We start from the raw sequence: 24,356 nt of genomic DNA on the forward strand, positions 1-24,356 counted from the left end.
GGTCTGCTGCACCGACAGGTGACAGGTGTAGTCACACGGCCTGACTGGCCGGTGGTGCATGATGGTCTCGAATTCAACGGGGGCCAACCGGGACAACGACCGCTGGCGTCTGCGGCGGTGGTAGGTCCGTTCGATCCAGGTCACAATCGCGATCCGGAGTTGATCCCGGGTGGCCCGTGATCGCCGGTTGAGGACGTTGTTCTGCAGGAGTCCGAAGAAGGATTCCATGGCGGCGTTGTCGCCGGCGGCGCCGACACGGCCCATCGATCCGGCCATCCGGTGGCGGTGGAGGGCTCGGATGAATTTCCTGGACCGGAATTGGGATCTGCGGTCGGTGTGCAGGATGCAGCCGGCAGATCACCGCGTCTGGCGGCGGCGTTGTCCAGTGCGGCGACGGCCAGGCGGGACTTCATCTGCGAGTCGATGGAGTAGCCGACGATCCGGTGGGACCAGACGTCCTTGATCGCGCACAGGTAGAGCTTACCCTCGCCGGTGCGGTGTTCGGTGATGTCGGCCAGCGACAGCCGGTTCGGGCCGTCGGCGGTGAAGTCCCGCTTCACGAGGTCGTCATGCACGGGTGGGCCTACCTTGCGGCCCTTGCCACGCTTCTTGCGCTTGCCGAATGCGCTCCACCAGCCGTTGCCCGAGCAGATCCGCCACGCGGTGCGGTCGGCCATCGGCTGGCCGGCGTCGCGGGCCTCGTCGACGAGGAACCGGTAGCCGAACTCCGGATCGTCGCGGTAGGCGTCGAACAGCGCGTTGGCCCGATACGCCGCCACCTCCTCGGCGCTGCTGACGGGTCGGGCCAGCCACCGGTAGTAGGGCTGACGAGCGATGTTCAATACCCGGCACGTCACCGCCACGGGGATCCCGTCGGCGGCCAGCTCGCTCACGAGCGGGTAGAGCCTTTTCCCGGCAGATGCGCCTGCGACAAGTAGGCCGCGGCCCGGCGCAGGACTTCGTTCTCCTGCTCCAACAACCTGATCCGCTTACGCGCCTCGCGCAGCTCGGCCGACTCGCTGCCGGCCGTTCCGGGGGCGGCGCCGTCGTCGACGTCGGCTTGGCGCAGCCACTTGAACAACGTCATCGGGTGCACGCCGAAGTCCTTGGCGATCTGCTCGACCGTCACGCCTGGCTCGCGGTCGCGCGCGACCCGCACGACGTCATCGCGGAACTCTCGGGGGTAGGGCTTGGGCACAACGACATCCTTCCAGCCCGCCCGCAGGGCAAGCCATCTCAGATGTCACCTATCGGTGCAGCAGACCCGGACATGCCGGCAGTGTCCTCCCGGTAGCAAGAAGTTCGGGTAACCCTAGCCGGCTTACGCTACACGGAGGACGGTCGGATATCGGCGGACTCCCCGTCGCTAATCCGACAACGTCGCAAGCCGAAGCCGCTGGTGAAGTCGTTCGCCCATAGCGTTAAGGGATGAGCCGCGCTGTGCCGGGTGGCGGTGGCGTTGAAGTCCGGGGACCCTGGCCGAGGGCGAGACCTTCCGCTTATTCGTTGCAGCCGTAGCCGTCACGGTTTCGATCAAGCTTGTAGATGTCATAGCCGATCACCTTCACCGGACCCTTCACGTAGGCAGGTCCGTTGCCGCTGCCCCCCGCGCAGTCCACGTCGCTTGCGATCGGTACGCAACCTTGGTAGTTCAGGTCGCAGTTGTTCGTCCCGACCGCAACGACCTCGGTAACTGGCTTCGTGGTGATCTGTGTCTTGACCACCTTCCTTGCTGTCTCTATCCCGTCGATGACAGTCACCTGGTACGTGAGTTTCTTGGTGCCTTCCACACCACGTGTCCGCAACTTCGTGACGCCCTTCGGCATCGACGAATCCTTGACCTTTTTGGTCTGGTATGGGACTTGCTCAGTGGCGGTGACGGTCAAGGTCTCCATCACGGCGCGGCTTGGTGTGACGGCGGGCGACGACTTGACGGCATGGGTCGCAGCGATGCTGGTTGCGCCACTCGTAGGGGATGCTGGTGTTGGTGCCGGGCCACTTGCTGTCCCGCCATCGGTGGCCGCATTAACGGCTGCTGCGCCGAGTCCGAGCACCGCCAAGATCGCGGCGCTGACGATGATTGACTTTAGATTCTCGCCGCGCCGTTGATGGTCGTGGGTGGTCACCTTGGCTAGTGTGGCGGACCACCGCCAGAAGTGTCCGGCCTCGGCGAGCGTCACGGGACCGCTTCCGACGATATGATCATGGCAGCCCGGCGGGCGGTCGCTTTCGAGGGTCGAATGGCACAAGGCAACGAAAGTCGAGAGGCCCTTCTCCGCCCAGCTTGGGAGCCGGCCCCGGTCGAGGCCGCCGTTCAGCACGATCTCAGCAAGCTGCACTGCCTGGCGATGGCTGATGCCTGACGCCAAGCCCTGGTGGCGGAGGATCTCCCGAGCAACGCGGGCGTCGCCCCAGGCGACGCACTTCGCGACCAGAGACGAAGCGAGACGCCGCAGTGGCGTATCCGCTGTTCCGCCGGCCGCGTCGATGAGCGTCATGCCGAGGCGAGCCTGGAAGATGGCGAGAGGCTTCGCAGGCTGCAGTCTGAGGTGGCCGTCGATCGCGAGTTTCAGGTGCTCCTGGGAGGACCTGTCACAAATAGGCCAGGCATTCAGTGACCGCGTCCTCCCAGGACTCACCAGGGGCGGTCTCGGTGACCATGGCGTAGGCCGACGCGATGTCGCCAGTCGTCAGGTGGGCGGTGGTCGCCACCTGGCGTCCGTCGAGCATCCGTTGGCCGATACCATGATGTCGCTCAAGGTGCTCATACGCCTCGCCCCATCGACCCGCGTCGGCCAGCGCACGGGCACCCTCGGCGACAAGCACACTCCACAACCACTGCCTCACCTCGCGGTGGTCGTCCTCGCTGCGAGTCAGCCGGCTCGCCTGCAGGGCCTGCCCGTCGATCACCGTGTCAGTGCGTGAGGACACCGCCTCGAAGAGGTCCGTGAGGAGTCGAAGGGCAGCGTCACCGTCCCGGTCACGGATCTGCAGCCGGGCAAGGTTGACCAGAGGCTCCAGCGCATGGCGTGCCGCACGCGCATCCAGCGGGACGGCTCGCAGGTACGCGGCCGCGTGTTCGTGGCACCACCGTCGGGCCAGGTCCGATTGACCGCAGTCCGACGCGAGCAGTGCGGCCTGGTTGTAGACCGCCGATGCCGCAGCTCGGTCGCTTTCTCGCGTGGCGCGCGCGGCCAACGCGCACAGATCGTTGATGCGAGCGGCCAACGGTCCGGCAATGGGCCGTGGTCGCGCGACCAGTGGGAAGCGCCGAAACAGCGCGTTGTCCGACTCCACGGTCACTGCCAGGTGACGGTGATGGGGTGGTGCGGCCGGGAAAGGACGAAGCGTCCGACCGCTGGATCCGCCTTGGGAGCGTCCGAGATCTCGAAGCGGACGGTCCGCGACTGATAGGTGGCGTTCCAGCCGCGGATCTCCTCGCTGAGGGGCCTCCGCAGTCAATCGGCAGCCGAACCCCGCTCGCCCCCATGGCTGTAGTCAAACATGAGGATCACGTTCGCGTCACCTGATGATCACCCTGTGATGATAAATGGCGTCGGTTAAGAGTCGATTTGGTGCTTATGGACGGACTGTAGTCATCTATGTCCCGGAATCGAGGCCGACCGGGTCCTCCTCGAAGTCACGGGCCATCAGGTGATGCTGCGAAGTTCCGCCATAGCTCGCCCGATGAGCTTGCGGGCCTCACCATCGTAGGCTGCGTCGTTCGCCAGCTGGCCCATGGCGGCCGAGTAGGCGGCAGCTTCTTCGCCGTGGAACATGTATTCCCCGATGAAGGTCTCGACGATTGCCAGCTCATCACCAAGCAGGAGGAACGAGTTCTGTGGCGCGATCGATAGTTGTCGACCAAAGGGGATGACGCCCAGCGTTATGTGAGACAAATCTGTAATATTCAAGACTCTATCTAGCTGCGCTAGCATGTCCATCGGCGAGCAGAGCAAGACGCGCAACGCAGCTTCAAAGATTAGAAACTCAAACTTTTTCGAAGTGTCGTACAGTACCTGCTGCCGCAGCATCCTCTGCGCTGTCGCTGAATCCACCTCATTGGGATCTGCACCGTGGAGTCGGACGCTCTCCTCGATCCGAGAGCGAGCGTAGCTGGGCGTTTGAAGCAGGCCGGGGATGTACACGATTTCTGTATTGCGGATTCTGCTCGCCCTGCTGACCATCTGGTCATAGTTCCGCTGAATGGCGGACTGTCCAAGCCGAACCTGCTGGCGCCACTCCTGATGCAACCCTTGCGCCTCAGCGAGCAAAGCGGTGAGAGTGGCCTTTGCGGCGTCAGTTGCGCCGCATGTCCTCAGCCAATCGGAGAGGTCTTCGTCGGTTGGCATCTGCTTGCCAGTCTCGATCTTTGAGACCTTCGACTGCGTCCAGCCTAGCTGCCGCGCCAACTCGGAGCCGGTCAGTCGCGCCCCGCGACGAAGTTCCCGGAGGTGTCCGGCTAGCCCACCCGGCCGCCGCAGCCAGTCCTCGATCGAATCCACTTGAGGATTTCCTTTACGGACTTTCCGATGAGTGAGTTGCATCTGCATCCGGAGAGCTGTGGCGAACGGCGAGACTCCACCAGGCGACATGCTGTGACACGATATTCGGGTCCGTGATGATCTCCCCGCCCAACGGTTCACCTTGAGCACTGAACCTCATGAGAGCCAAGCGCTTCGAGTCGAAGAGCCACCAGTCATCCTGAATTGGCAGCCCGACATCCTCCGCTCGACTGCGGCTAATGTAGCGGATGATTTCGCCTGCTTCGGTGTTGTACTGCCCGCTCCACATCTCCCACCGCTGGTAGTCAGTGGGCGGCTCGTTCAGGACTCGCACGCGTTCAACTCGACGCCCCTCGGCCGTCACCGAGCGGATTTGATCCAGCCAAGCTGCATAGAACGGAAATTCGGTTACTGGCCGAGGCTCACCGGCGAGGAATTCGTCGATCGACTGCCGCTCATCGGTCACGTCGTATACCGGTTGCACCTCTAGCCGGAATGCCGTGGCGGTGAAGTAGCGGAACAGCTTATTGAAGTCGTCGCCGGTGAGCTGCTCGGTCATGGTCAGGATGCTCGCGCCACGATGCCAGCGATGACATCGGCAGGGACTTCGACCGCCGTCTCGTTTGCGCCCAGGTCGCGCAGGTGGGCGCGCGTCTCATCGTCTACCTGCCAGCCCTGGACGACGTAGTTGCCGTTGTCGGCTCGGTACAACGCGGGGCAGTTGCCGGTCCCGCTCTCGCTCCACTTGCGAATGAACTCGAGTTGCACGATGTTGCCCCTCTACCTCACCGCGCCGCCTCCAGCGGCGCGTCCGCAGGGCGATGCTCGCATGAGAAGCAGCCCATGCGCAATATTCTCGGGACTGATGAATTTTTGGGAGTCCGCGATGATGGAGCGCGGGCAGGGTCAAACTGTCCGAGAAGATATTCTCGACGAAATGTGCCTAAATCATGCGTAACTGGCGAGGGTCAGTGCCCTGGGGTGGCCCTGCGGCGTACCTCAGACACGAACTCTCCCCACGTCTTGCGGTCGAAGATCAACGTTGGCCCTGCGGGATCCTTCGAGTCGCGGACCGGAACTACAGGGACGAGGTTGATGGCAACCTCGACACACCCCCCGTTGTCCTGAGAACGACTGCTCTTGCGCCAGACGGCGCGTGACAGATCCGGGTTCACCGTTCGCTCCTCGCGGGATCCTCGTACTGGCGAGCTACGACCTCGATCAGCCGGGCGGACTCCTGTTTGCTGAGGGCTGAGGCGGTCATGTGGTTATACGCGAGGTTACAGCGGCGCAGGTCATCCTCCTTCTCCAGGTAGAGGTTTCCTGCCTGGCACTCTACGTAGACGACGGGACTGTGAAGCCTTTCGTCGAACTCGAAGATGGTCATCGCGCCACGAGTCCCCGGGTAGCCGCCATTGCCAAAGGGCACTACCTGCACGGTGATCCAGGCTGGCAGCGCCAGCAGGTGTCGAAGCTGCGCCGCCATCACTGCAGGCCCGCCGATCTCCCGGCGAAGGACGGCCTCATCCAAGATTGCCCATACTTTGGGCGGTTCGTCGCCAAATGCGAGTTCCTGTCGTTTCATCCGAATCCGCACCTGTCTCTCCCGTTGATCATCGTCTGCAAAGAGGGCAACGGTACCGGCGATGGCGCGGGCGTACTCCTCGGTCTGAAGCAGCCCGTGGATGACCATCGGCTCGTAAGCCCTGATCGTGGTTGCCGCACTCTCGATGCCGAGGAACGTCGCGAAGGGTGTGGGCACGGCCCCGAACTTTGACCACCAACCGCGCTGTTTGCCGAGTCCCTGCAGCGCAAGCAACTCGGCTCGTAGTTGATCGTCGGTGAGGTCGTAGCTGATGAGCATCGCCTCCAACTCGGCTCGTACGACGCCCACCTCACCTGCCTCAATCTTCTGGATCTTGCTGACTGAGCAGCCGAGCCGGTCCGCGATCTGGCGCTGCGAGACGCGCGCTCTCTCGCGCAGGGCGCTGAGTTGCTCACCGAGCTGCCACCGCGGGATTGTTGGTCCGATCGGCCTAGCCACGAGCTCATCCTCCGGATCTCGTTGAGGCCCCTGGGCCTCCAACGCGGATGTCGTGCGCCGTAGCGCGACGACGACGAGAAGTTACATCAGAAGATTGACATCCCTGTAGGCGAATGCCAGTCTGGTTGCCGAGAATATATTCTCGGCAACCTCCCCGGGTTGCCTGTCTGTATTGGTCGCCCTGATGGGAAGTCTCGGATGCGCGCCTCAGCCCCTGGTCCTCACCAGCGTGATCCTGACCCAGGAGAGTTGCTGGCCTCTGCCCTTGTAGTCCTCAGCCCCGCAGCCGACTACTTCTGGTCGTTCATGGAGGACCGGAGCGTTCGGTTCCTGCCGCAGCAGCTCGCGCCGATGTTCTTCTCGACGCTCGGGCAGATGGTGGCTGGTCGGGGAGATCCGGCGGGTCGGCGTGCCGCGTTGGCGGTGATGGGTCGGATGTATCGAAGGTTCGACCTGCAGCCGTATCACGACACGGTGATCGCTGCGGCGGTGGTGGACACGGTACGGCGGTTCGCGGGTGCGAGCTGGGTTCCGGAACAGGCCGGACAGTGGGAGAAGGGTTGCCGTCAGGCGCTTCGTCTGAGCGAGCGGGCGGCGGGGACGTTGGGTGATGGACCCGACGTGACGGTGGCCGAGGTGGTGGGATGCGAGGCGGCGGCCGATGGGGTAGCGGTCGTGACCGTGCTGCCGGTACGCCGTCTCCGCTTTCTGCCTGGTCAGGCGGTTCCTGTATGCACGCCGCGCCTTGCGGGGCAGTGGAGGTGGTTGTCGCCGGCGAATGCCCCTCGCGCTGACGGGACCGTGGAGTTTCACGTACGTGCTGTTGCGGGCGGTGCGGTCTCACCGGTGCTGGTTGAGCAGGTTGTGCCGGGGGAGATGCTGTGGCTTGGACCGCCGCTGGACGTGGGGCTGTCGCTGGAGCGGGCCGGTGACGCTGATCTGTTGTTGGCGGCGGGCGGTACGGGTCTCGCGCCGTTGCGGGCGTTGGTGGAGCAGGTGGCTGGGTCGCCGGTCCGGCGTCGGGTGACGTTGGTGGTTGGTTCTCGGACGCTGCTTGATTTGTACGACGCGGTGGCGTTGGACAAGTTGCAGCAGGCGCATTGCGACTGGTTGACGGTGGTGTTGGCGTTCTCGGACGACCCGGATGTGGAGCCGGTCGTGCAGGGCAACCTGCTCAGCGTGGCGATGCATCACCACCGGCCGGGGCAGGCGGTGTACGTCTGTGGTCCGCCACGGTTGATGGAGGCGGCGCGGCAGTGGCTGCCCTTGGCGGGGGTGGCGGCAGACGAGTTGCACCTGGCCATGACCTTCGATCACGCGCTCGAAACGGCTCGGTGGATGCTGAGCCACCGTGCGTCGCCCTTGACCGGGCCGCAGGAGGACGGGCCTGCCGGTAGCGCCGCGAGCGGCATGGCCGGAGACGCGACATGACGCCGGCGCGGACGATCGCACGCGACGGAATGGTCCGTCGCGCGACAGGCGAGGACCTCGGTGCCCTGTCCGAGATCATGGCGTACGGATTGCGGGCGCAGCCGACGGCCGCCTGGTTGGTTCCGGACAGGGCTGCGCGTGCTGCGGTGCTGCGCCGCTACGCACATCTCGTTCTTGAGCGCGCGATGGTGGATGGTCAGGTCGACACTCTCGACGGGGCCGAAGCGGTGGCGGTCTGGTACTCGCGGGTGGAGCCGCCAGCGCCGGTTGACGCCTGGGGGTGTGACCTGCAGAAGGTGCTCGGCCCCTACGCGTCCCGGTTCGCGCTGCTGCACGCCTACGTCGACGTGCTGATGCCGCATACGCCGCACCACTTCCTCGCCCACCTAGCGGTCCGCCCCGGGCAGCATGGTGCCGCGCGAGCGCTGCTGACCGGCTACCACCACCGGTTGGATGCGGACAAGTTGCCGGCGTACGCCGAGGTGAGCGGCGGCCAGCCGCGCGAGAGCGTATTCGCTCGGCTGGGCTATGAGGTGCGGTCGCCGATCTTGCTGGAGCCCGGCGGCCCGATGCTGTGGCGGATGTGGCGGCCCGGGTCTACGGGCCGGCGCTCCGATGGGCTGCCGTGCCGGGTTCGTACGCACCGCTTTACGACGCCGACGCCCCGCAGCGCGGTGCCGGCGACCTCACCTCGTTCTCCCTAGCCGTCCTCCGCCAGATCCCGCTGTCTTGATCATCCCGCTAGCTGCGACGCGGCGGGCCGGCCTTTCACACCCTGCTACCGAAGGAGTCACCCCTCATGGTGTCCGCTCTGAGTCGGATACGAGCTTTAGTCCATCTCTGTCTCGTGAACGCCGGACGGTTGTCCCGGTCATCGTCTCCGGCATCTCTCAGGCGCGCTGGGGCCGCCGTCACGGACGCGGGAGACGTGACGTCGGACGAGGTCGCCTGGGGGTACGCGGTGCGCCGCGAGTGGGCCAACGGCCTGCACGACCTGTTCGGCTTCACGGCCGATGCGAAAGCCGCGAAGCGGCACCTCGACCACGAGGCCGCGTTTTGGCGTCCTGGTCCGGTGCGGCCGGTGGCCGTTTACCTCGTCGCGGCGACCTCGGTCGAGGTAGACCGGCACCCGGTGGGCGGCTGCGACCGTACGAGCTGCCCGGACTCGCCGGATCGGGGTCGGCGGTGAGGGCGGCGTATGTGCAGGTCGCGCTCGCGCGGCGGACGTTGAGCCCGGCGGGGTTGTGGGTGTCCGGCGCGGCGGCGTCGGCGCCGATGGTGGTGCTCGCCGGAGGCATCGTGGCTACGTACGCGACGACGCGGATAACGGCTCTGCCGCTGGTGTTCGTGCTCGTGGCCGGGGTGGTGGCGTTGCTGGCGGTGGGGTACACGGCGATGGTCCGGCAGGTGGGGCACCCGGCGGCCTACTACAGCATCCTCGCCCACGGCCTCGGTCGTGGGTGGGGTGTCGCCGCCGGCCTGGTCGCGCTGGTTGCTTACAACTGCATTCAGATCAGCCTGTACGGGTTGCTGGGGGCGACGCTCGCCGGTCAGTTCGGCGGGGCGTGGTGGGTGTGGGCGGGTCTGGCCGTGGCCGTGGTCGGGGCGTTCGGGGTGCGGGCGATCGTGCTGTCCACCCGCGTTCTGACGGGCGTGCTGGTGGCGTCGCTGCTGGTCGTCGCCGGGTTCATCGTCGCCGGGGTGGGGCAACCGGCGGGCGGCGGGTTGTCCTGGGCGGGTTTCGACGCCTCCGGACTGACGGTCGGCGGCGTGGGCGGGGCGGTGGCGTTCTGCGTGGCCGCGTTCATGGGGATTGACGCGCCGGGCTCGATGGTCGAGGAGGCCGTAGACCGCCGGTCGGTGAGCCGGGCAGCCGTCGGAGCGGTGCTCGTCCTCGGCGGTGTGTACGCGCTCGCGGCGTGGGCCATGGGCGTCGCCGTTGGGCCCCCTCTCGTGGGTGAGGTGGCCGCCGAGCCGACCGGGGGATTGCCGTTCTCCATCCTGGAGCGGCTCGGTAGCGGATGGGTTCCCGCCGCCGAGCTGGTCCTGGTCTTCGCGATCGTCACCTCGAAGCTGGTCTTCCACAACGTGGTGGCCCGGTACGTGTTCGGCATGGCCCGCGAAGGCGTCCTACCCGCCGGCCTCGCGCGCACCGGCAGCACCACCCGGGTCAGCGCCCCACGCGGCGGCTCGCTCGTGCAGACGGTGATCGCCGCGGTGGTGGTCGGCGCGTTCGCTCTCGGCGGGGCCGATCCCATCGCGGTGGTGTTCACCTGGCTCTCCGCTCTGGGCGCGATGGGTCTGCTGTGCCTGTTGTTGGCTGCATCGGTGGCCGCGCTGACCGCACCGGCGGATCTGCGCGGTCTGCAGGCTGGCGTGTGGGAGTGGCGGATCGCACCAGCGCTGGGCGTGGCCGGCGGGTTGATCCTGCTCGGGTTGATGGTCGGCAACGCCGGTTCCTTGCTCGGTGCCACGCCGGGGTCGCTGTATCCGTTCCTGCTGCCGGTGATCCTCGTCGCGTTTGCCGTTGCCGGCGGGGTGTGGGCGGCGCATCTGCGGCAAGCCCGTCCGGAGGTCTACGCCGGCATCGGCCGAGGCACACCGAAGACGAACGCCGTTCCCGACGCGATCAACGTCTCGATCTGAGGGGCGACGATGATGACTCACGCGGCGACTCCTGCTTCGGGCAGGCACTACAGCGCCGGTCCTCCCGAGGCTTCACGAACGCCAGGGCGTCCATGGCCGGACCCTGCCGTCAACGCACACCGCCAGCCGGCCCATACGCCGCACCCCGCCGCTCACTCTTCAGGACCCGCTGTCCCCGTGTCGCAACCCGGCTACGAGTCGGGGGCTCCTGCCGGCTTCCCGCCACAGCCCTCGCCTCAGCAGTCCGTATCACCAGCGCCGTATGAGCAGGAGCACGGCGACGGCGGGGTGTCGCTGGAGGAGCGTCGGTGGGCCGACCTGCGCCGGCAGGTGGCGTACCGGTGTAAGCGGATCAACACCGGTCACATGGTGGAGGCTGATCAGCGGTTGGGCAGCCGTGACGCGCTCGGCCCGCACGGCGTGGTGCTGTTCTTCGTCAGCGACGCACCGGCCGAGCCACACGGCTACCGGCTGCACACCGCCTACCGGTTGTGGCTAGCTTCCCCCGAAGCCGACGACCTGCCCCGACTGCTGGCCGACCTCGACGATGTGGCCCGGGACAACATCACCCGCGCCGCGTCCGTGCACCGTCGATGGCATCCCCTCGGCCCGGACGGCTCGATGGTCAACGGCGGAGACATGACCCTGCCCGCCGGGTCGACCTACGTCGGCGTCGGCGTGAGCAGCCTCGACTCCGACCAGGGCCGCTGGAACCAGGTCGTCCACACCCTGCGAGACCAGCCCGGCCGGCGGCTGTCAGCCTTCGACCTCAAAGGCCAGGCGTACGCGCTGCTGACTGACGGCACCGCCCTGCACATCGACCGCGACCCGCACGCCCGTCTCGGCGTGGACGGAGTCCGCTGCAACCGCACCCTCGACCCGGACCGCATCACCTACTACAACCCCCACAGCAACCTGACCCAGCCCGAGGACGCCGACACCCGGACAGTGTGGCGACACCTTCAGGAACTGCACCACACCTTGACCACACACCTGCACCGGCGGCCAGCGTGACCCAGACCGTGAACCTCGCCGAGGCGGCGGACCTGAGCCGCGCGCCGATCGACGTCGCGGCCGTGCTGGAGCACCTCGTCCGCGAGGCCGACACCGCGGCGGCCACGAGCATCGGATTCCCCGGTGCCGTGGACCTCGACCAGACGGAGGTCATGACCCGTCTCGGCGGCAGGCTGTGGAACAACATCGGAGATCCCGCCGACACCGGCGGCGTGGCCCACACCCGAGCGCTGGAACGCGCGGTCATCACCTGGGTCGCGGACCTGGTCGCCATGCCCGCTGACGACCGGTGGGGCTACGTCAGCAGCGGCGGCACGGAAGGCAACCTGTCCGCCCTGCACGCCGCACACCGGCGTGATGCCACGGCGCGGATCTACTACTCGACCGCCGCCCACTACTCCGTGCCGAAAATCGTCGGTCTGCTCGGCGCGAAGGGTGTTCCGGTTCGGGCCCACGCCGATGGGGAGATGGACTACACACACCTCGCCGAGCAGCTTCACCGGCGGCGCCGCTGGCCGGCGATCGTCGTCGCGACCGCCGGCACCACCATGACCGAGGCCGTCGACGACACCAGCCGCATCCGCGCCGTCCTCGACGACCACCACCCCGGCGGGCACCTGCACGTCGACGCCGCCCTGTCCGGTATTCCTCTCGCCCTGGACGGACGACTGCGCCTCGATGACGCCAGCGGCATCGGCAGCGTCGCGATCAGCGGCCACAAGTTCTTCGGCACACCGACACCGTGCGGAATCGTCCTCATCCGCGACCACCTCCGCCCCGCCGGCCCCCGGGTGGCCTACACCGCCACGGCGGACACCACCATCACCGGCTCACGCTGCGGCCTGTCGGCCGCGCTGCTGTGGCACGCCATCGCCCGGCACGGCCGGGAAGGCCACCGCTGGCGAGCCGCCGAGGCCCGCCGCCTCGCCGCCCACGCCACCGAGCGGCTCAACGCTGTCGGCTGGCCCGCCTGGCGCCACCTCCACGCCTTCACCGTCGTCCTGCCCACCCCACCCGAGCAGGTACGCCAAAAGTGGCTCCTGGCCACCGACGGTGACACCAGCCACCTCATCTGCATGCCTGGCCTAACCCAAGGCGTGGTCGACGCCTTTATTGCGGACATCGCTGCCGCCCGGCCCTGTTTCCGGCCGATCCCGCGACCCCGGCTCGCGCCGGCAACTCCCGCCGCCTCCCGCGCGCTAATCACACCGACTACCTGAAAGGGCGAGCATGAGGACCACCGGTTACGTCTTCCATCCCGAGTATCTGTGGCACGACACCGGCACCAGCGCCGGGCTGATGCCCGCCCACCCGACCGCCGGCATCCAACCCGCCGTCCACATCGAGAACCCCGAGGCGAAACGCCGCATCCACGAGCTGATCCACGCCAGCGGCCTCCTCGGCGAACTGGTGGTCATCGAGCCCCGGCGGGCCACCGTCGCGGAACTGACCCGGGTGCACATCGACACCTACGTGCAGCACATCAAGACCCAGAGCGAGCTGCGAGGCGGGGGAGGCGATGCCGGGGACGGCTTCTCCCCAATCGGTCGCGGTAGCTACGACATCGCCCGCCTAGCCGCCGGTGGGCTGATCGAACTCGTCACCGCCGCCGCCCAGGACGACATCACCAACGGCTACGCCCTCGTGCGCCCGCCCGGCCACCACGCCACCGCCGCCCAGGGCATGGGGTTCTGCCTGTTCAACTCGATCGCCGTCGCTGCCCGCCACGCCCAGCACCTCGGCTTGACCCGAGTCGCGGTCGTGGACTGGGACGCCCACCACGGCAACGGCACCCAAGCCATCTTCAACGACGACCCGAGCGTGCTCACCATCAGCCTGCACCAAGCCGGATGCTTCCCACCCGACTCCGGATGGACGCACGAAAACGGGATTGGCGACGGCCTCGGCTACGCCCTCAACGTGCCGCTACCGCCCGGCAGCGGCCACGCCGCCTACCTGCACGCCATGCACCAGGTGGTACTGCCGGCGCTGGACCGCTTCGCCCCGGACCTGATCCTGCTTGCCAACGGCTTCGACGCCGGCGTGTTCGACCCCCTCGCCCGGCAGATGCTCACCGCCGCCAGCTTCCGCGACATGACTCGCCTGCTCGTCGGCGCCGCCGAGCGGCTCTGCCACGGCCGGCTCATAGCCGCCCACGAAGGCGGCTACAGCCCCTTCTACACCCCCTACTGCGCCCTCGCCTTCCTCGAAGAACTCGCCGGCACCACCACCCACGTCACCGACCCTCTCGCTGCCGTCGTCGCCGGCTACGCCGCCGAGCCCCTCACCCCACAGCAAGAAGCCGTCATCGAGGAGGCCGCGCAACTCCTGCCCCGCATCCAGACCACCGTCGCGGCGAGCTGACCGCGCGCATGATCCCGAACTCGTCCGTCGCTGTCGTGGCCGCGGCGACTCTGCTCGCCCCATCCGCCTCGGGTTCGGAGCGGCGCCCTCACCCGGTTGATCTCTGACGAAGGACCTCTGAGGCTTGCTATGCCCGCCTACGTACCTCCCTCCTATGCCAACACCGTTGCTCCCGTGCCGCCGCCGCGGAATCTCGACGAGCGCGCCAGGCTTCGGCGTGCCGTCGTTGAGCGCCTCAACGGCAACCCGCGCACAGGCTGCTGGTTCGAGGCGGTCACCGCTGCCGTGGCCTTCCAAGAACGCGAAGGCCACCTTGTAGTGCCCCGATTCCACGTCGAAAACGGGTACGACCTTGGCGGCTTCATCCACAACATCCGCAACCGCTACCTGTGCTCACGCCGGAGCAAAGACAAGCTCGACGAAGAGCAGGTGTGGATCATGGAAGCCCTCGGCATGGTGTGGCGGGTCAACGACACGCGGTTCGTCGATGTCTACATCCCCGCGTTCACCTCGTTCGCCCGCCGCGAGGGGCACTTACGAGTGCCCCGCGAGCACCGCGAGCACGGAATCAAACTGGGCCACGTCACGCACAACATCCGCAAGCGGCGTCGGGCGGGCAAGTACCCGCAGTGGCGCATCGATGTCCTCGACGGGCTCGGCTTCGAATGGCAGGTCCTGATGCCCCGAGGGCCCGCCATGACGCGCCGCCGTGCCACCCAGGACCCGCCTCACCAGGGCACCCGGGCACCCACGGAGATGCGAGCCGGCTCCGCACCCTCACCGGACAAGGGAGATCGGGCATGCCTCGCCGGCCGCTGATCGTCGATCGCCGGCGCATCGTCGTCCTGCCGCGGCACCCGAGCCCGGTCGTGGACCGCGCGAGTTGGCCGACGCCCGCGCCATGCTCGCCCAGCCCCAACCCAGCGCGCTGCCCGCAGACGCCACGCCCAGCCACCAACCCACCCGAACACCCCGCGCCGGCTTCTCAGGAGCAGCCATGAACCAAGGCGTCTTGGCATCAATCACACCCATGACGGCGGCGGCTCCCACGCCTGCACCACCGGCGCAGCGAACACTCCGCGCCGTCAGCTGGAACCTCATGTCGTACGGAAAGTCAGGGCTCCCGACGCGGCGGCAGCAGCACGAGCTGCTGCGGTTCCTACGCCCCGACATCGTGTGCTTGCAGGAGATCTACACCGTCGGTGGCGACGCTGGGGAACTCGACCGGCTCGTGAACGCGATAGCCGACGCGCTGGGGATGGTGGCCTTCACGGTCCCCGCGAAACACTCCGACTGTCACCTCGCGATTCTGTGGCGGCCCGAGTACGCCGTGTTGTCCCAGCGGGCGTACGACCTGCTGATGTGGCACGGCCTGGGAGTGGTGCGGCTCGACGTCGGCGCGCCCGTGCCGCTGACAGTGGCGGTCACCCACCTCGCGCCCTGGAACCCCGACAAGCAACTCGCCGACGCGTACACCCTCACCGGGCAACTACCCCTATCGGACGCGACGATCCTCGCCGCCGACTGGAACTCCTTCGGCGCCGACCCCAATCACGATCCCGAGCCAGACTGGACGGCTCTACCCACCGAACGGATCGCCCGGCATATCCGCTGGAACGACGACTCCGACGCTCTGCCAGTAGCCGACCGGCGCCCCTCGCAGATGATGCAGCGCAGCGGCTTCCACGACGCCGCCCCCCACCTGGGCATGGCTTGGAAGGCCACCAGCGGCCACCGCGGCGGCTGGAGCCGACGCGAAGACGTCTTCTGGACCAACCGCCCACAAGCGCTGCGCAGCTACCAGGTGATCGACACCCCCGCAGCACGCGCGCTGTCGGACCACCTACCCATCATGGTCGACCTCGACCCCCAGGCAATGCCTCCCTCAGCCTCCCCCGCCCCACCCAGGAGAGCGGAACAACCGTGACCGCCCAGAGCGGGCCCCTGCCCGCTCCGACCATCCGCCGCAACCGGCACCCACGGACATCGCCACCAGCCCCGCGAGTTCAGCCGCGACCTACGCCCGAAAGTCAGCACGAACAGGAGCGCCATGGTGACGACAACCCCAATCGGCCGCCAACGTCCGCCGCGGCTGCTCGAACTCCTCGACCCGCCCATCCACCACGCCCTTGACCGCATCCCCATCCAGGCGGGCCAGCGCGTGCTGGACATCGGCGCCGGCACCGGCCAGCTGACCACCCGCCTGGCCCGCCTCGTCGGCCCGAGCGGCAACGTCACCGCCGTCGACCGCGACACCAGCTACCTCGCACCGACCGGCATCATCGACGTCTATCAACGCGCCCTCGACGCCGACGAGCTGCCCGGCGAACCCGGCAGCTTCGACGTCGCCGTCGCCCGCTGGATGCACGGTGCCCTGCCCGACCCGAACGCCGTGATCCGACAGATCATCGACTGGCTACGGCCCGGCGGCTGGCTGATCCTCGCCGACGTCCCCTTCACGCCCGCTCAGGTCTTCCAGCCGCGCCCCGACTACGCCACATGGACGTCGGATCCATGCAGCCAGGACGCCGACCTGATCCAACACCTCATGACGATGATCTACGGCTTCCTCACCGGTACCGGGCGACCCACCTGGCCACTCGATGTCACCAGGCCGCTCGTCGCCGCCGGCCTCAACCCGGTCTGCGCCCACCGCAGCGTCGAAACCTGGACCGGAGGCGGCCCCGGTTGCCAGATTCTCGCCGACACCGCCGAACACCTGCGACCTCGCCTGGTCCAACCCGAACTCAGCCACAACGACCTCGACCGATTCGTCAACCTCATGGCCGACCCGACCGTGCTCCTGAGCTCCTACGAGCGCCGCACCGTGCACGCCCGTAAACCGGCTACACCACAGCATCCGGCCACGCCGGCCACGCCCTCCGTTCAAGCCTGAGAGCGCACCCCCGTGACCAGGGGTGGCGCAGACCCGAACCGCGTCACCCCGACGGTAGCCGCCTTCAGGCGGTTACCTGACCGGGCCCCGTGACAGGGGCAGCCACGGACGCCCGGTCACCGGGTCGGCGGCAGCGGGCACCCCGACCCCTGCCGCCGGCCCACCCGCAAGCCATCGCACGAACTTCGGCGCCCTCAACGACGAGGCCCCAGACGAGCTACTGCACGTCGGCCTCCAGGCCGGCTCGACCCTCCGCACTCTCGCACCGCAGCCCAGTGCGCCCGATGAAGAGGAGTTCCCGTGCTCGACCAGAACGACATCCGAACCCTGCTCACGCTGCAAGGCTCCGAACGAGAAGAACTGTTCGCCCAGGCCCGTGCAGCCCGCACCGAGGTGCATGGCGACCGAGTCGTCGTACGCGCGGTCATCGAGGTGACGAATCTGTGCCGGGTCGACTGCGACTTCTGCCCGATGCGACGCTCCAACACCCGCACCAACGACGTCTTCCACCAGACGCCGGCCGAGATGATCGAGACGGCCCTCGGCGTGCGCGCCCTCGGCGTCGATGTGATCTGCCTGCAGGGCGGGGAGGTCCCGCAGACGACCACGTCCGTCGGCGCGGCGCTGCCCACCATCTGCGACTTGTACGACGGCCGGGTGGAGCTACTGCTCAACCTGGGCAACAAGACCCGCGGCGAGTACGCCAGCCTGCGCGAGCAGGGCGCGACGAGCTACATCATCAAGCACGAGACATCAGACGCCGATCTGTACCTACGGCTGCGCCACGAGGCGCTCGCCCATCGGCTCGCGTGCATGACGGACCTGCTGGACCTGGGGTACCGGGTCGGCTCAGGGATGATCATCGGGTTGCCCGGTCAAAGCCTGGACAGCATCGCGCATGACATCCTGCTGTGCCGCGACCTGGGCGTGCACATGATGTCGGCAGCACCATTCGTGCCCGCACCGGACACACCCTTGGCCGGTGCTCCTGCCGGTGACGTCGACCTGACGCTGAATGTGCTCGCCGCGATGCGGCTCGCGCAGCCCGCCTGGACGATTCCCTCGGTCAGCGCGATGCGCGCCAGAGTCGAAGGCGGCCAGCGTCGCGGATTCGACGCCGGGGCCAACGTCATCGTCTTCAACGCCACCCCGGCCGACTTCCGCGACAAGTATCTGATCTACGGCAAGAACCGAAAAGTGTCCGACTACGACTACGCCATGAGCGTTATCGCCGAGGCGGGCCTGACGCCGGGCGGCTCGGTGTTCCTGACCGAGACGCGGCAGCCCTGATGGCGCTTCCGGTGATGTCGGTCGACCATCCGGTCGTCATCCTCGCTCGCGGCCTCGGCACACGGCTACAGCACGTGGCACGAGGCAAACACAAGACCATCGAGATGGTCGGAGATCGCCCGATCCTCGGCTGGATCCTGCAGGAGCTTCAAGGCGTCCGACCCTCCCAGCTGTACCTGCACCTGCGCGAACCCGACGCTGACGCCGCCGCGCTCGCGGCCCGGCACATCCAGCCCGTAGAAGTCAGCATCGGCCCACCGACCGGCTACCTGCCCGACGTCGTGGACTGCGCCCGCTACGGCGACCGGTTCACCGTGATCGAGGCAGACACGATCACCCACCCAGGTGCGCTACGGAACTTCCTCCTTCTCGCTGATCAACTCGGCACTCACGCCGAGCTGTGCATGGGCGTCGCGCCGCACAGCGCCAATCCGAACGGGCCGGCGGTCCTGGTCGATGACAGCGGACTGGTGACCGCCGTGAGCTGGACAGCGCAACCGTCCGGTCTGGTTCCGCTCGGCGCGTGGCACTGGACGCGACACATGCTCGCCGACGCGCCAGCCTTCGCATCCCACTCAACCAGCATCGCCGACTACATCAGCTGGAGCATCCCGCGCGGCGCGCTCGTCGCCCCGATTGGACTCCCCGCCGGGCACAACATCAACACCCCGGCAGACCTCGACCACGCCCGGCAACAGGTCCGGGCATGGACCACTCTCCAAGAACGGAGCATCACCGCATGAGCGTCGCCATCGTGACCGGCTCTGCCGGACTCATCGGCTCAGAAACCGCCCGGCACTTCGCCACCCTCGGCCTGGACGTCGTGGGCATCGACAACGACATGCGCCGGTACTTCTTCGGCAAGGACGGCACCACCCTGCCCAACGCCATCAAACTGATCAACGAACTCGGAGACCGGTACACCCACCTGGAACACGACATCCGCGACCGCGACACCCTCGGCAAGGTGTTCGCCCGCTACGGCAAAGACGTCGCCGTCGTCGTGCACGCGGCCGGGCAACCGAGCCACGACTGGTCGGTACGCGAACCACTGACCGACTTCGACGTCAACGCCGTCGGCACCGTCAACATGCTCGAACACACCCGTACCCACTGCCCCGACGCGGCGTTCATCTTCACCTCCACCAACAAGGTCTACGGCGACCGCCCCAACCAGCTCCCACTCATCGAGCTGGACACCCGCTGGGAAGTCGAACCCGGCCACGAATACGCCGAGGGGATCACCGAGGCGATGCCCATCGACTCGTGCCTGCACTCGATCTTCGGCGTCGGCAAGGTCGCGGCGGACATCGCGGTACAGGAGTACGGCCGGTACTTCGGCTTGAACACCGCCACGTTCCGATGCGGCACCCTGACCGGCCCCGCGCACGCAGCCGCCGAGCTGCACGGGTTCCTGGCCTACCTCATGCGCTGCGCCATGGAGCAACGCACCTATCGGGTCTTCGGCTACAAGGGCAAGCAGGTCCGCGACGCGATTCACTCCCACGACCTCGTTACCGCGTTCGAGGCGTTTTTTCGCGCCCCGCGGCAAGGAGAGGTCTACAACATGGGCGGCGGACGGCACTCGCACATCAGCCTGATGGAGGCGACGACACTCGCCGAGAAGATCACCGGCCACGAGATGATCACGGAGTACCACGAGGACAATCGCGTCGGCGACCACATCTGGTGGGTCGGTAGCACGGCGAAGTTCGCCAACCACTACCCGAACTGGAAGTACGACTACGACATGGAAGCCATCCTGGCCGAGATGTTCGACGTCAACCGGCTGACGTGGATCAAGAGGCGCTGACCAACTCCCGGTACTGCGGGGCATCAAGAAAACGCGGCACGATCTCCCCATACGCCCGCCCGAATTCGAGCGAGCGCACCTCAACGCCGTCAACGAAACGCATTGCGGCACCCTCCCCGCACACCACATCCCCCTCCGTGGCGTCGGTCGGCGCGTAGAAGATCGAAAACTCGCCGACCGCGCCGGGGAACTTCGCCGAAGGGGCAATGCCCTGCCAGAACAGACGAAGCTCTTCGACCTTGAGACCGGTCTCCTCCAGCAGCTCTCGGTGAGCAGCGGTCAGCGGATCCTCACCCGGATCGACGTTGCCACCGGGCAGGCACCAACGGTGCGGGTCCACCCGAGTGTTGCCGTCACGCAGTTGCAACAACAAGCGACCTACCGGATCGACCAAGATCACACCCGCGATACGGGCATCCACCTGTATATCCACGCCGCGTAGCGTAGCGCCGCTGCGATTGCCACCGATCTGGGATCACCCCCCATGCGCCGGGAGTAGTCGTCGGGCCTGGTGTTGGAGTAGTCGCCACCGGGATCACCCCCGCATGCGCGGGGAGCAGGTCCCGTGCCGACAGTCCGCGGTGCGGCGAACACGGCACTGCGGCCGGGAACCCCCCCCATGCGCGGGGAGCAGATGGAAGGTCGTTACTGGCGGGCTCAAGTCCGGGGATCACCCCCGCATGCGCGGGGAGCAGGCTGATGGCCGCCCTGCCGTACCGCCTGCACATCGGATCACCCCCGCATGCGTGGGGAGCAGCAGTCCATCGCCACCGGCACCTACGCCAGCTCGGGATCATCCCCGCATGCGCGGGGAGCAGAGGCAAAAGGCTGCCGCAATAGCGAATACGGAGGGATCACCCCCGCATGCGCGGGGAGCAGTCGGCCTGCACGGCGGTGATCGGCACACCGCTGGGATCACCCCCGCGTGCGCGGGGAGCAGGTGTCCAGCGCCGCCGCGTACCCGGGCAGCGCCGGATCACCCCCGCATGCGCGGGGAATAGCGGGACGTCGAGCGGATCGGCCCGGGCGACGAGGGATCGCCCCCGCATGCGCGGGGAGCAGCTCTTTGGTGACCCCGCCGAGCTGCGTACGCAGGGATCATCCCCGCATGCGCGGGGCCCCGCGTCGGCGAGCCACGGCCCGGCGGGATCACCCCCGCATGCGCGGGGAGCAGTCGACGATGCGCTTGCCGATCTCCTGGTAGTAGGGATCACCCCCGCATGCGCGGGGAGTAGGGCGCCTGGACCGCCCCCGACCCGATGGCTACGGATCACCCCCGCATGCGCGGGGAGCAGTCGGCGACCGGCCAGTCCATCAAGACGGGGTGGGGATCACCCCCGCATGCGCGGGGAGCAGACCAGCGCGGACCAGGACAAGGTTAACGACCTGGGACCACCCCCGCGTGCGCGGGGAGCAGGCAGCGAAGATCGGCTACGGCACCCCGGGGCAGGGATCACCCCCGCGTGCGCGGGGAGCAGGAGGTGAAGCGGCTAGGGACGCCGCGCAGCCCGGGATCACCCCCGCGTGCGCGGGGAGAAGACCTCTGAGCACGGCCCACACCGGTGCCGGTCGGGATCACCTCCGCGTGCGCGGGGAGCAGGGCTCGGGCTTCGCGGGCTCGACCGGCGTCGGCGGATCACCCCGCGTGCGCGGGGAGCAGCTGACCTTCATCAGCAACCACCACCGCCCGCACTGGATCACCCCCGCGTGCGCGGGGAACAGCGAATCTTGCGGGCGAGGACCTCGACCTCCTCCGGCTCACCCCCGCGTGCGCGGGGAGCAGGTGCGGTCAGGGCTGTTCGGGAACGTGCGCGGCGGATCACCCCCGCATGCGCGGGGAGCAGTCGCGAACGCCGACCATGCGCGGGCGACCGCGAGGATCACCCCCGCGTGCGCGGGGAGCAGGAGCTGGGCACCGACGTGAACTCCCTGATCGACGGATCACCCCCGCGTGCGCGGGGAGCAGGACACCCCCACCGCGCCGGCCGGCGTGCCGACCGGATCACCCCCGCGTGCGCGGGGAACAGAAAGCCCAGTTCACCGGCCTGTTCTACAAGCGGGGATCACCCCCGCGTGCGCGGGGAGCAGTGTCTGTTGTGTCACCTGTGCTACCCGCATCGGGGATCACCCCCGCGTGCGCGGGGAGCAGCTGCTCGGAGTCCAACCAGGTCTGGATGTCCTCGGATCACCCCCGCGTGCGCGGGGAGCAGCCCAGAATCTCGGCCGGCGTGTGCCCGTTCGGGGGATCACCCCCGCGTGCGCGGGAGCAGTGGGCGTTGAGCTGGACCTGACGGCGGACGGGTGGATCACCCCCGCGTGCGCGGGGAGCAGGTGAACGTCATCGACTCGTCCGGCACGATCGCGGGATCACCCCCGCGTGCGCGGGGAGCAGCCACTGCCCGGGCCGTCTCGGGGCCGGCGGTGGGGATCACCCCCGCGTGCGCGGGGAGCAGGGCGTGTGGACGCCGGCCGGCGCGGTGTGCCGGGGATCACCCCCGCGTGCGCGGGGAGCAGACCGCGCCCGCGCGGGTGAAGTCGGGAAGCCAGGGATCACCCCCGCGTGCGCGGGGAGCAGAAAAGCGCGGTCAACGCGCTGCGTACCGGCGACGGATCACCCCCGCGTGCGCGGGGAGCAGCCTCGGAAGGTCACGGCGGTCAAGCCGTTGTAGGGATCACCCCCGCGTGCGCGGGGAGCAGGCGGTGCAGACGCCGGCCCGGATCGTCAACTGGGGATCACCCCCGCGTGCGCGGGGAGCAGGACGCTGGTGGCGCGGCCGTCGAGGTTGACCAGGGATCACCCCCGCGTGCGCGGGGAGCAGGGCCGGTCCGTGATGGACCGCATCCGTAACCGGGGATCACCCCCGCGTGCGCGGGGAGCAGGCCGGCCACCGGCCCCGCCGCAACGACTTCAAGGGATCACCCCCGCGTGCGCGGGGAGCAGCTCGCAGTGGCCGCGAGCGCGGCGGTGGAGTCCGGATCACCCCCGCGTGCGCGGGGAGCAGGCCTCCCACCTGTTCCACACCCACGCCAGCTTCGGATCACCCCCGCGTGCGCGGGGAGCAGTTGCTCGCGCGGGCGGCCTGCCGCTGCGGGTCGGGATCACCCCCGCGTGCGCGGGGAGCAGGATCTCCCCGGAGGTGCCGCCGTGCTCCTGCCGGGATCACCCCCGCGTGCGCGGGGGAGCAGACGGCGGGGCCGTTCGCGGCGTCCTCGACCAGCGGATCACCCCCGCGTGCGCGGGGAGCAGGCCAGGTGTCCCGGCGTGTCGTTGCTGCCGGTGGGATCACCCCCGCGTGCGCGGGGAGCAGGTGTTGCGGACCCGGTTGGGTACGCCGGTGGCGGGATCACCCCCGCGTGCGCGGGGAGCAGGTCATCGTTTGGATGGTCGAGGCGCCGGCGCTGGGATCACCCCCGCGTGCGCGGGGAGCAGACGCCGGCCGAACTGCCGTTCGTGCGCGACGCGGGGATCACCCCCGCGTGCGCGGGGAGCAGGGCGGGCTGTCGCAGGAGCAGCGCAACAGCGCCGGATCACCCCCGCGTGCGCGGGGAGCAGTAGTCCACGGCTCCGACAGGCTGCACGAACTCCGGATCACCCCCGCGTGCGCGGGGAGCAGGTCGCCGTCGTCGACGTCGGCACGCCGACCCCGGGATCACCCCCGCGTGCGCGGGGAGCAGGCGTCCCCGGTCCCCGACCAGGTGTTGATGGCGGGATCACCCCCGCGTGCGCGGGGAGCAGCTCGCTCAGGGCTAGTCAAGGTGGCAGGGCCACGGATCACCCCCGCGTGCGCGGGGAGCAGACCTACGCGAGCGCCCTCGACATCGGCCAGTTCGGATCACCCCCGCGTGCGCGGGGAGCAGGCCATGTCGGCGGTCACGTCCGGGACCGGCTCGGGATCACCCCCGCGTGCGCGGGGAGCAGCACCAGCTCCTCGACGCCGCCCGGCCCGAGCAGGGATCACCCCCGCGTGCGCGGGGAGCAGCAGTCCCCGCCTCGCCTTCCACCGCTCGAAGCCGGATCACCCCCGCGTGCGCGGGGAGCAGGTCGACTCCCACCTGGAGCTGGGCACCGGGCAGGGATCACCCCCGCGTGCGCGGGGAGCAGAAAGCGTGAAAGGCAATCGGACCCTTGTCACCGGGATCACCCCCGCGTGCGCGGGGAGCAGGACCCCGTGCTGGGCCCGGCCATCACCGAGGTGGGATCACCCCCGCGTGCGCGGGGAGCAGGGTGTCAACGCCGCCTCAAACGGGACCACCGTGGTCCGGCTGAAACTGGACCACCTCGGTTTGGTTGATCTTTAGTCGTTGGTCTTGGTGGCCGCGGGGACGCGGCCGAGGTCGCGGTCTTTGAGTCGG

General features: G+C 68.3%; 21 protein-coding genes, 1 pseudogene and 1 CRISPR repeat array. Of the genes and pseudogenes, 13 read left to right on the top strand and 9 right to left on the bottom strand.

Features of this window, described 5'->3' with window-relative positions:
• Nucleotides 1-60: 60 nt before the first annotated feature.
• The 8 genes and pseudogenes from C8054_RS25035 to C8054_RS25070 all read right to left on the bottom strand — a co-directional run.
• Nucleotides 61-1,198, bottom strand: a pseudogene (locus tag C8054_RS25035) (IS3 family transposase); the annotation flags it as partial.
• A gap of 301 nt (nucleotides 1,199-1,499) precedes the next feature.
• Nucleotides 1,500-2,498, bottom strand: a complete 999-nt coding sequence (locus C8054_RS32880) for a G5 domain-containing protein (RefSeq protein ID WP_233220175.1) — start codon at nucleotides 2,496-2,498, stop codon at nucleotides 1,500-1,502.
• Between the two features lie 94 nt (nucleotides 2,499-2,592).
• A complete protein-coding gene (locus C8054_RS25050; RefSeq protein WP_158273884.1) occupies nucleotides 2,593-3,297 on the bottom strand; it encodes a hypothetical protein in 705 nt (234 codons plus the stop codon).
• A 353-nt stretch (nucleotides 3,298-3,650) separates the two neighbouring features.
• On the bottom strand, nucleotides 3,651-4,505 hold the full coding sequence (locus tag C8054_RS25055; protein ID WP_158273885.1) for a helix-turn-helix transcriptional regulator: 855 nt from the start codon (nucleotides 4,503-4,505) through the stop codon (nucleotides 3,651-3,653).
• A gap of 13 nt (nucleotides 4,506-4,518) precedes the next feature.
• A complete protein-coding gene (locus tag C8054_RS31780; protein ID WP_146179966.1) occupies nucleotides 4,519-5,064 on the bottom strand; it encodes a DUF6879 family protein in 546 nt (181 codons plus the stop codon).
• Nucleotides 5,065-5,066: 2 nt separating this feature from the next.
• The gene (locus C8054_RS25060; protein WP_107160882.1) at nucleotides 5,067-5,273 is read right to left on the bottom strand and encodes a hypothetical protein; all 207 of its coding nucleotides are present in this window, start codon (nucleotides 5,271-5,273) and stop codon (nucleotides 5,067-5,069) included.
• A 200-nt stretch (nucleotides 5,274-5,473) separates the two neighbouring features.
• A complete protein-coding gene (locus C8054_RS25065) occupies nucleotides 5,474-5,680 on the bottom strand; it encodes a DUF397 domain-containing protein (protein WP_107160884.1) in 207 nt (68 codons plus the stop codon).
• Complete coding sequence (locus C8054_RS25070) at nucleotides 5,677-6,549, bottom strand: helix-turn-helix transcriptional regulator (protein ID WP_107160886.1); 873 nt, start codon at nucleotides 6,547-6,549, stop codon at nucleotides 5,677-5,679. Before C8054_RS25070 ends, C8054_RS25065 begins: the two co-directional genes overlap by 4 nt.
• Before the next feature lie 249 nt (nucleotides 6,550-6,798).
• Here C8054_RS25070 and C8054_RS25075 point away from each other — a divergent pair, with 249 nt between their 5' ends.
• The 13 genes from C8054_RS25075 (at nucleotide 6,799) to C8054_RS25135 (ending at nucleotide 20,003) form a co-directional block, all read left to right on the top strand.
• Complete coding sequence (locus tag C8054_RS25075; protein ID WP_233220176.1) at nucleotides 6,799-7,980, top strand: FAD-binding oxidoreductase; 1,182 nt, start codon at nucleotides 6,799-6,801, stop codon at nucleotides 7,978-7,980.
• Nucleotides 7,977-8,684: an N-acetyltransferase gene (locus C8054_RS25080; protein ID WP_233220177.1), complete on the top strand. Its 708-nt coding sequence runs from the start codon at nucleotides 7,977-7,979 to the stop codon at nucleotides 8,682-8,684. The genes C8054_RS25075 and C8054_RS25080 overlap by 4 nt, the downstream gene beginning before the upstream one ends.
• A 224-nt stretch (nucleotides 8,685-8,908) precedes the next feature.
• On the top strand, nucleotides 8,909-9,169 hold the full coding sequence (locus C8054_RS25085) for a hypothetical protein (protein ID WP_107160892.1): 261 nt from the start codon (nucleotides 8,909-8,911) through the stop codon (nucleotides 9,167-9,169).
• Nucleotides 9,170-9,180: 11 nt separating this feature from the next.
• Nucleotides 9,181-10,626 (top strand): APC family permease, encoded by a 1,446-nt coding sequence (locus C8054_RS25090; RefSeq protein WP_107160895.1) that lies wholly within the window; start codon nucleotides 9,181-9,183, stop codon nucleotides 10,624-10,626.
• 288 nt (nucleotides 10,627-10,914) lie between these two features.
• Entirely contained in the window at nucleotides 10,915-11,640 is a 726-nt protein-coding gene (locus C8054_RS25095) for a hypothetical protein (protein WP_107160897.1), read from the top strand.
• Nucleotides 11,637-12,860 (top strand): histidine decarboxylase, encoded by a 1,224-nt coding sequence (locus C8054_RS25100; protein ID WP_107160899.1) that lies wholly within the window; start codon nucleotides 11,637-11,639, stop codon nucleotides 12,858-12,860. Before C8054_RS25095 ends, C8054_RS25100 begins: the two co-directional genes overlap by 4 nt.
• Nucleotides 12,861-12,870: 10 nt before the next feature.
• On the top strand, nucleotides 12,871-14,004 hold the full coding sequence (locus C8054_RS25105) for a class II histone deacetylase (protein WP_107160901.1): 1,134 nt from the start codon (nucleotides 12,871-12,873) through the stop codon (nucleotides 14,002-14,004).
• 129 nt (nucleotides 14,005-14,133) lie between these two features.
• Nucleotides 14,134-14,823, top strand: a complete 690-nt coding sequence (locus tag C8054_RS25110) for a helicase associated domain-containing protein (RefSeq protein WP_107160903.1) — start codon at nucleotides 14,134-14,136, stop codon at nucleotides 14,821-14,823.
• Between the two features lie 178 nt (nucleotides 14,824-15,001).
• Complete coding sequence (locus C8054_RS25115; RefSeq protein ID WP_158273886.1) at nucleotides 15,002-15,931, top strand: endonuclease/exonuclease/phosphatase family protein; 930 nt, start codon at nucleotides 15,002-15,004, stop codon at nucleotides 15,929-15,931.
• Between the two features lie 126 nt (nucleotides 15,932-16,057).
• Nucleotides 16,058-16,900, top strand: a complete 843-nt coding sequence (locus C8054_RS25120; RefSeq protein WP_158273887.1) for a class I SAM-dependent methyltransferase — start codon at nucleotides 16,058-16,060, stop codon at nucleotides 16,898-16,900.
• A 300-nt stretch (nucleotides 16,901-17,200) separates the two neighbouring features.
• Nucleotides 17,201-18,190, top strand: coding sequence for a radical SAM protein (locus C8054_RS25125; protein WP_107160909.1), 990 nt, complete (start codon nucleotides 17,201-17,203; stop codon nucleotides 18,188-18,190).
• Nucleotides 18,190-18,933, top strand: a complete 744-nt coding sequence (locus tag C8054_RS25130; RefSeq protein ID WP_107160911.1) for a hypothetical protein — start codon at nucleotides 18,190-18,192, stop codon at nucleotides 18,931-18,933. The genes C8054_RS25125 and C8054_RS25130 overlap by 1 nt, the downstream gene beginning before the upstream one ends.
• The gene (locus C8054_RS25135; RefSeq protein ID WP_107160913.1) at nucleotides 18,930-20,003 is read left to right on the top strand and encodes an SDR family NAD(P)-dependent oxidoreductase; all 1,074 of its coding nucleotides are present in this window, start codon (nucleotides 18,930-18,932) and stop codon (nucleotides 20,001-20,003) included. Before C8054_RS25130 ends, C8054_RS25135 begins: the two co-directional genes overlap by 4 nt.
• Here the strand turns inward: C8054_RS25135 and C8054_RS25140 are convergent.
• Nucleotides 19,990-20,436: an NUDIX domain-containing protein gene (locus C8054_RS25140; protein ID WP_107160926.1), complete on the bottom strand. Its 447-nt coding sequence runs from the start codon at nucleotides 20,434-20,436 to the stop codon at nucleotides 19,990-19,992. The two genes, C8054_RS25135 and C8054_RS25140, sit on opposite strands and share 14 nt — an antisense overlap.
• Nucleotides 20,437-20,474: 38 nt before the next feature.
• Nucleotides 20,475-24,227: direct repeats of the CRISPR family, unit length 28 nt; unit sequence GGATCACCCCCGCGTGCGCGGGGAGCAG.
• The last annotated feature ends 129 nt before the right edge of the window (nucleotides 24,228-24,356 follow it).

Source organism: Micromonospora sp. RP3T (assembly GCF_003027925.1).
GTDB lineage: Bacteria > Actinomycetota > Actinomycetes > Mycobacteriales > Micromonosporaceae > Micromonospora.

Excerpts from the sequence above, each read along its gene's own strand:
- C8054_RS31780 (WP_146179966.1), bottom strand. The coding sequence starts at position 5,064 with ATGACCGAGCAGCTCACCGGCGACGACTTCAATAAGCTGTTCCGCTAC.
- C8054_RS25135 (WP_107160913.1), top strand. The coding sequence starts at position 18,930 with ATGAGCGTCGCCATCGTGACCGGCTCTGCCGGACTCATCGGCTCAGAA.
- C8054_RS25110 (WP_107160903.1), top strand. The coding sequence starts at position 14,134 with ATGCCCGCCTACGTACCTCCCTCCTATGCCAACACCGTTGCTCCCGTG.
- C8054_RS25105 (WP_107160901.1), top strand. The coding sequence starts at position 12,871 with ATGAGGACCACCGGTTACGTCTTCCATCCCGAGTATCTGTGGCACGAC.
- C8054_RS32880 (WP_233220175.1), bottom strand. The coding sequence starts at position 2,498 with ATGACGCTCATCGACGCGGCCGGCGGAACAGCGGATACGCCACTGCGG.
- C8054_RS25080 (WP_233220177.1), top strand. The coding sequence starts at position 7,977 with ATGACGCCGGCGCGGACGATCGCACGCGACGGAATGGTCCGTCGCGCG.
- C8054_RS25115 (WP_158273886.1), top strand. The coding sequence starts at position 15,002 with ATGAACCAAGGCGTCTTGGCATCAATCACACCCATGACGGCGGCGGCT.
- C8054_RS25130 (WP_107160911.1), top strand. The coding sequence starts at position 18,190 with ATGGCGCTTCCGGTGATGTCGGTCGACCATCCGGTCGTCATCCTCGCT.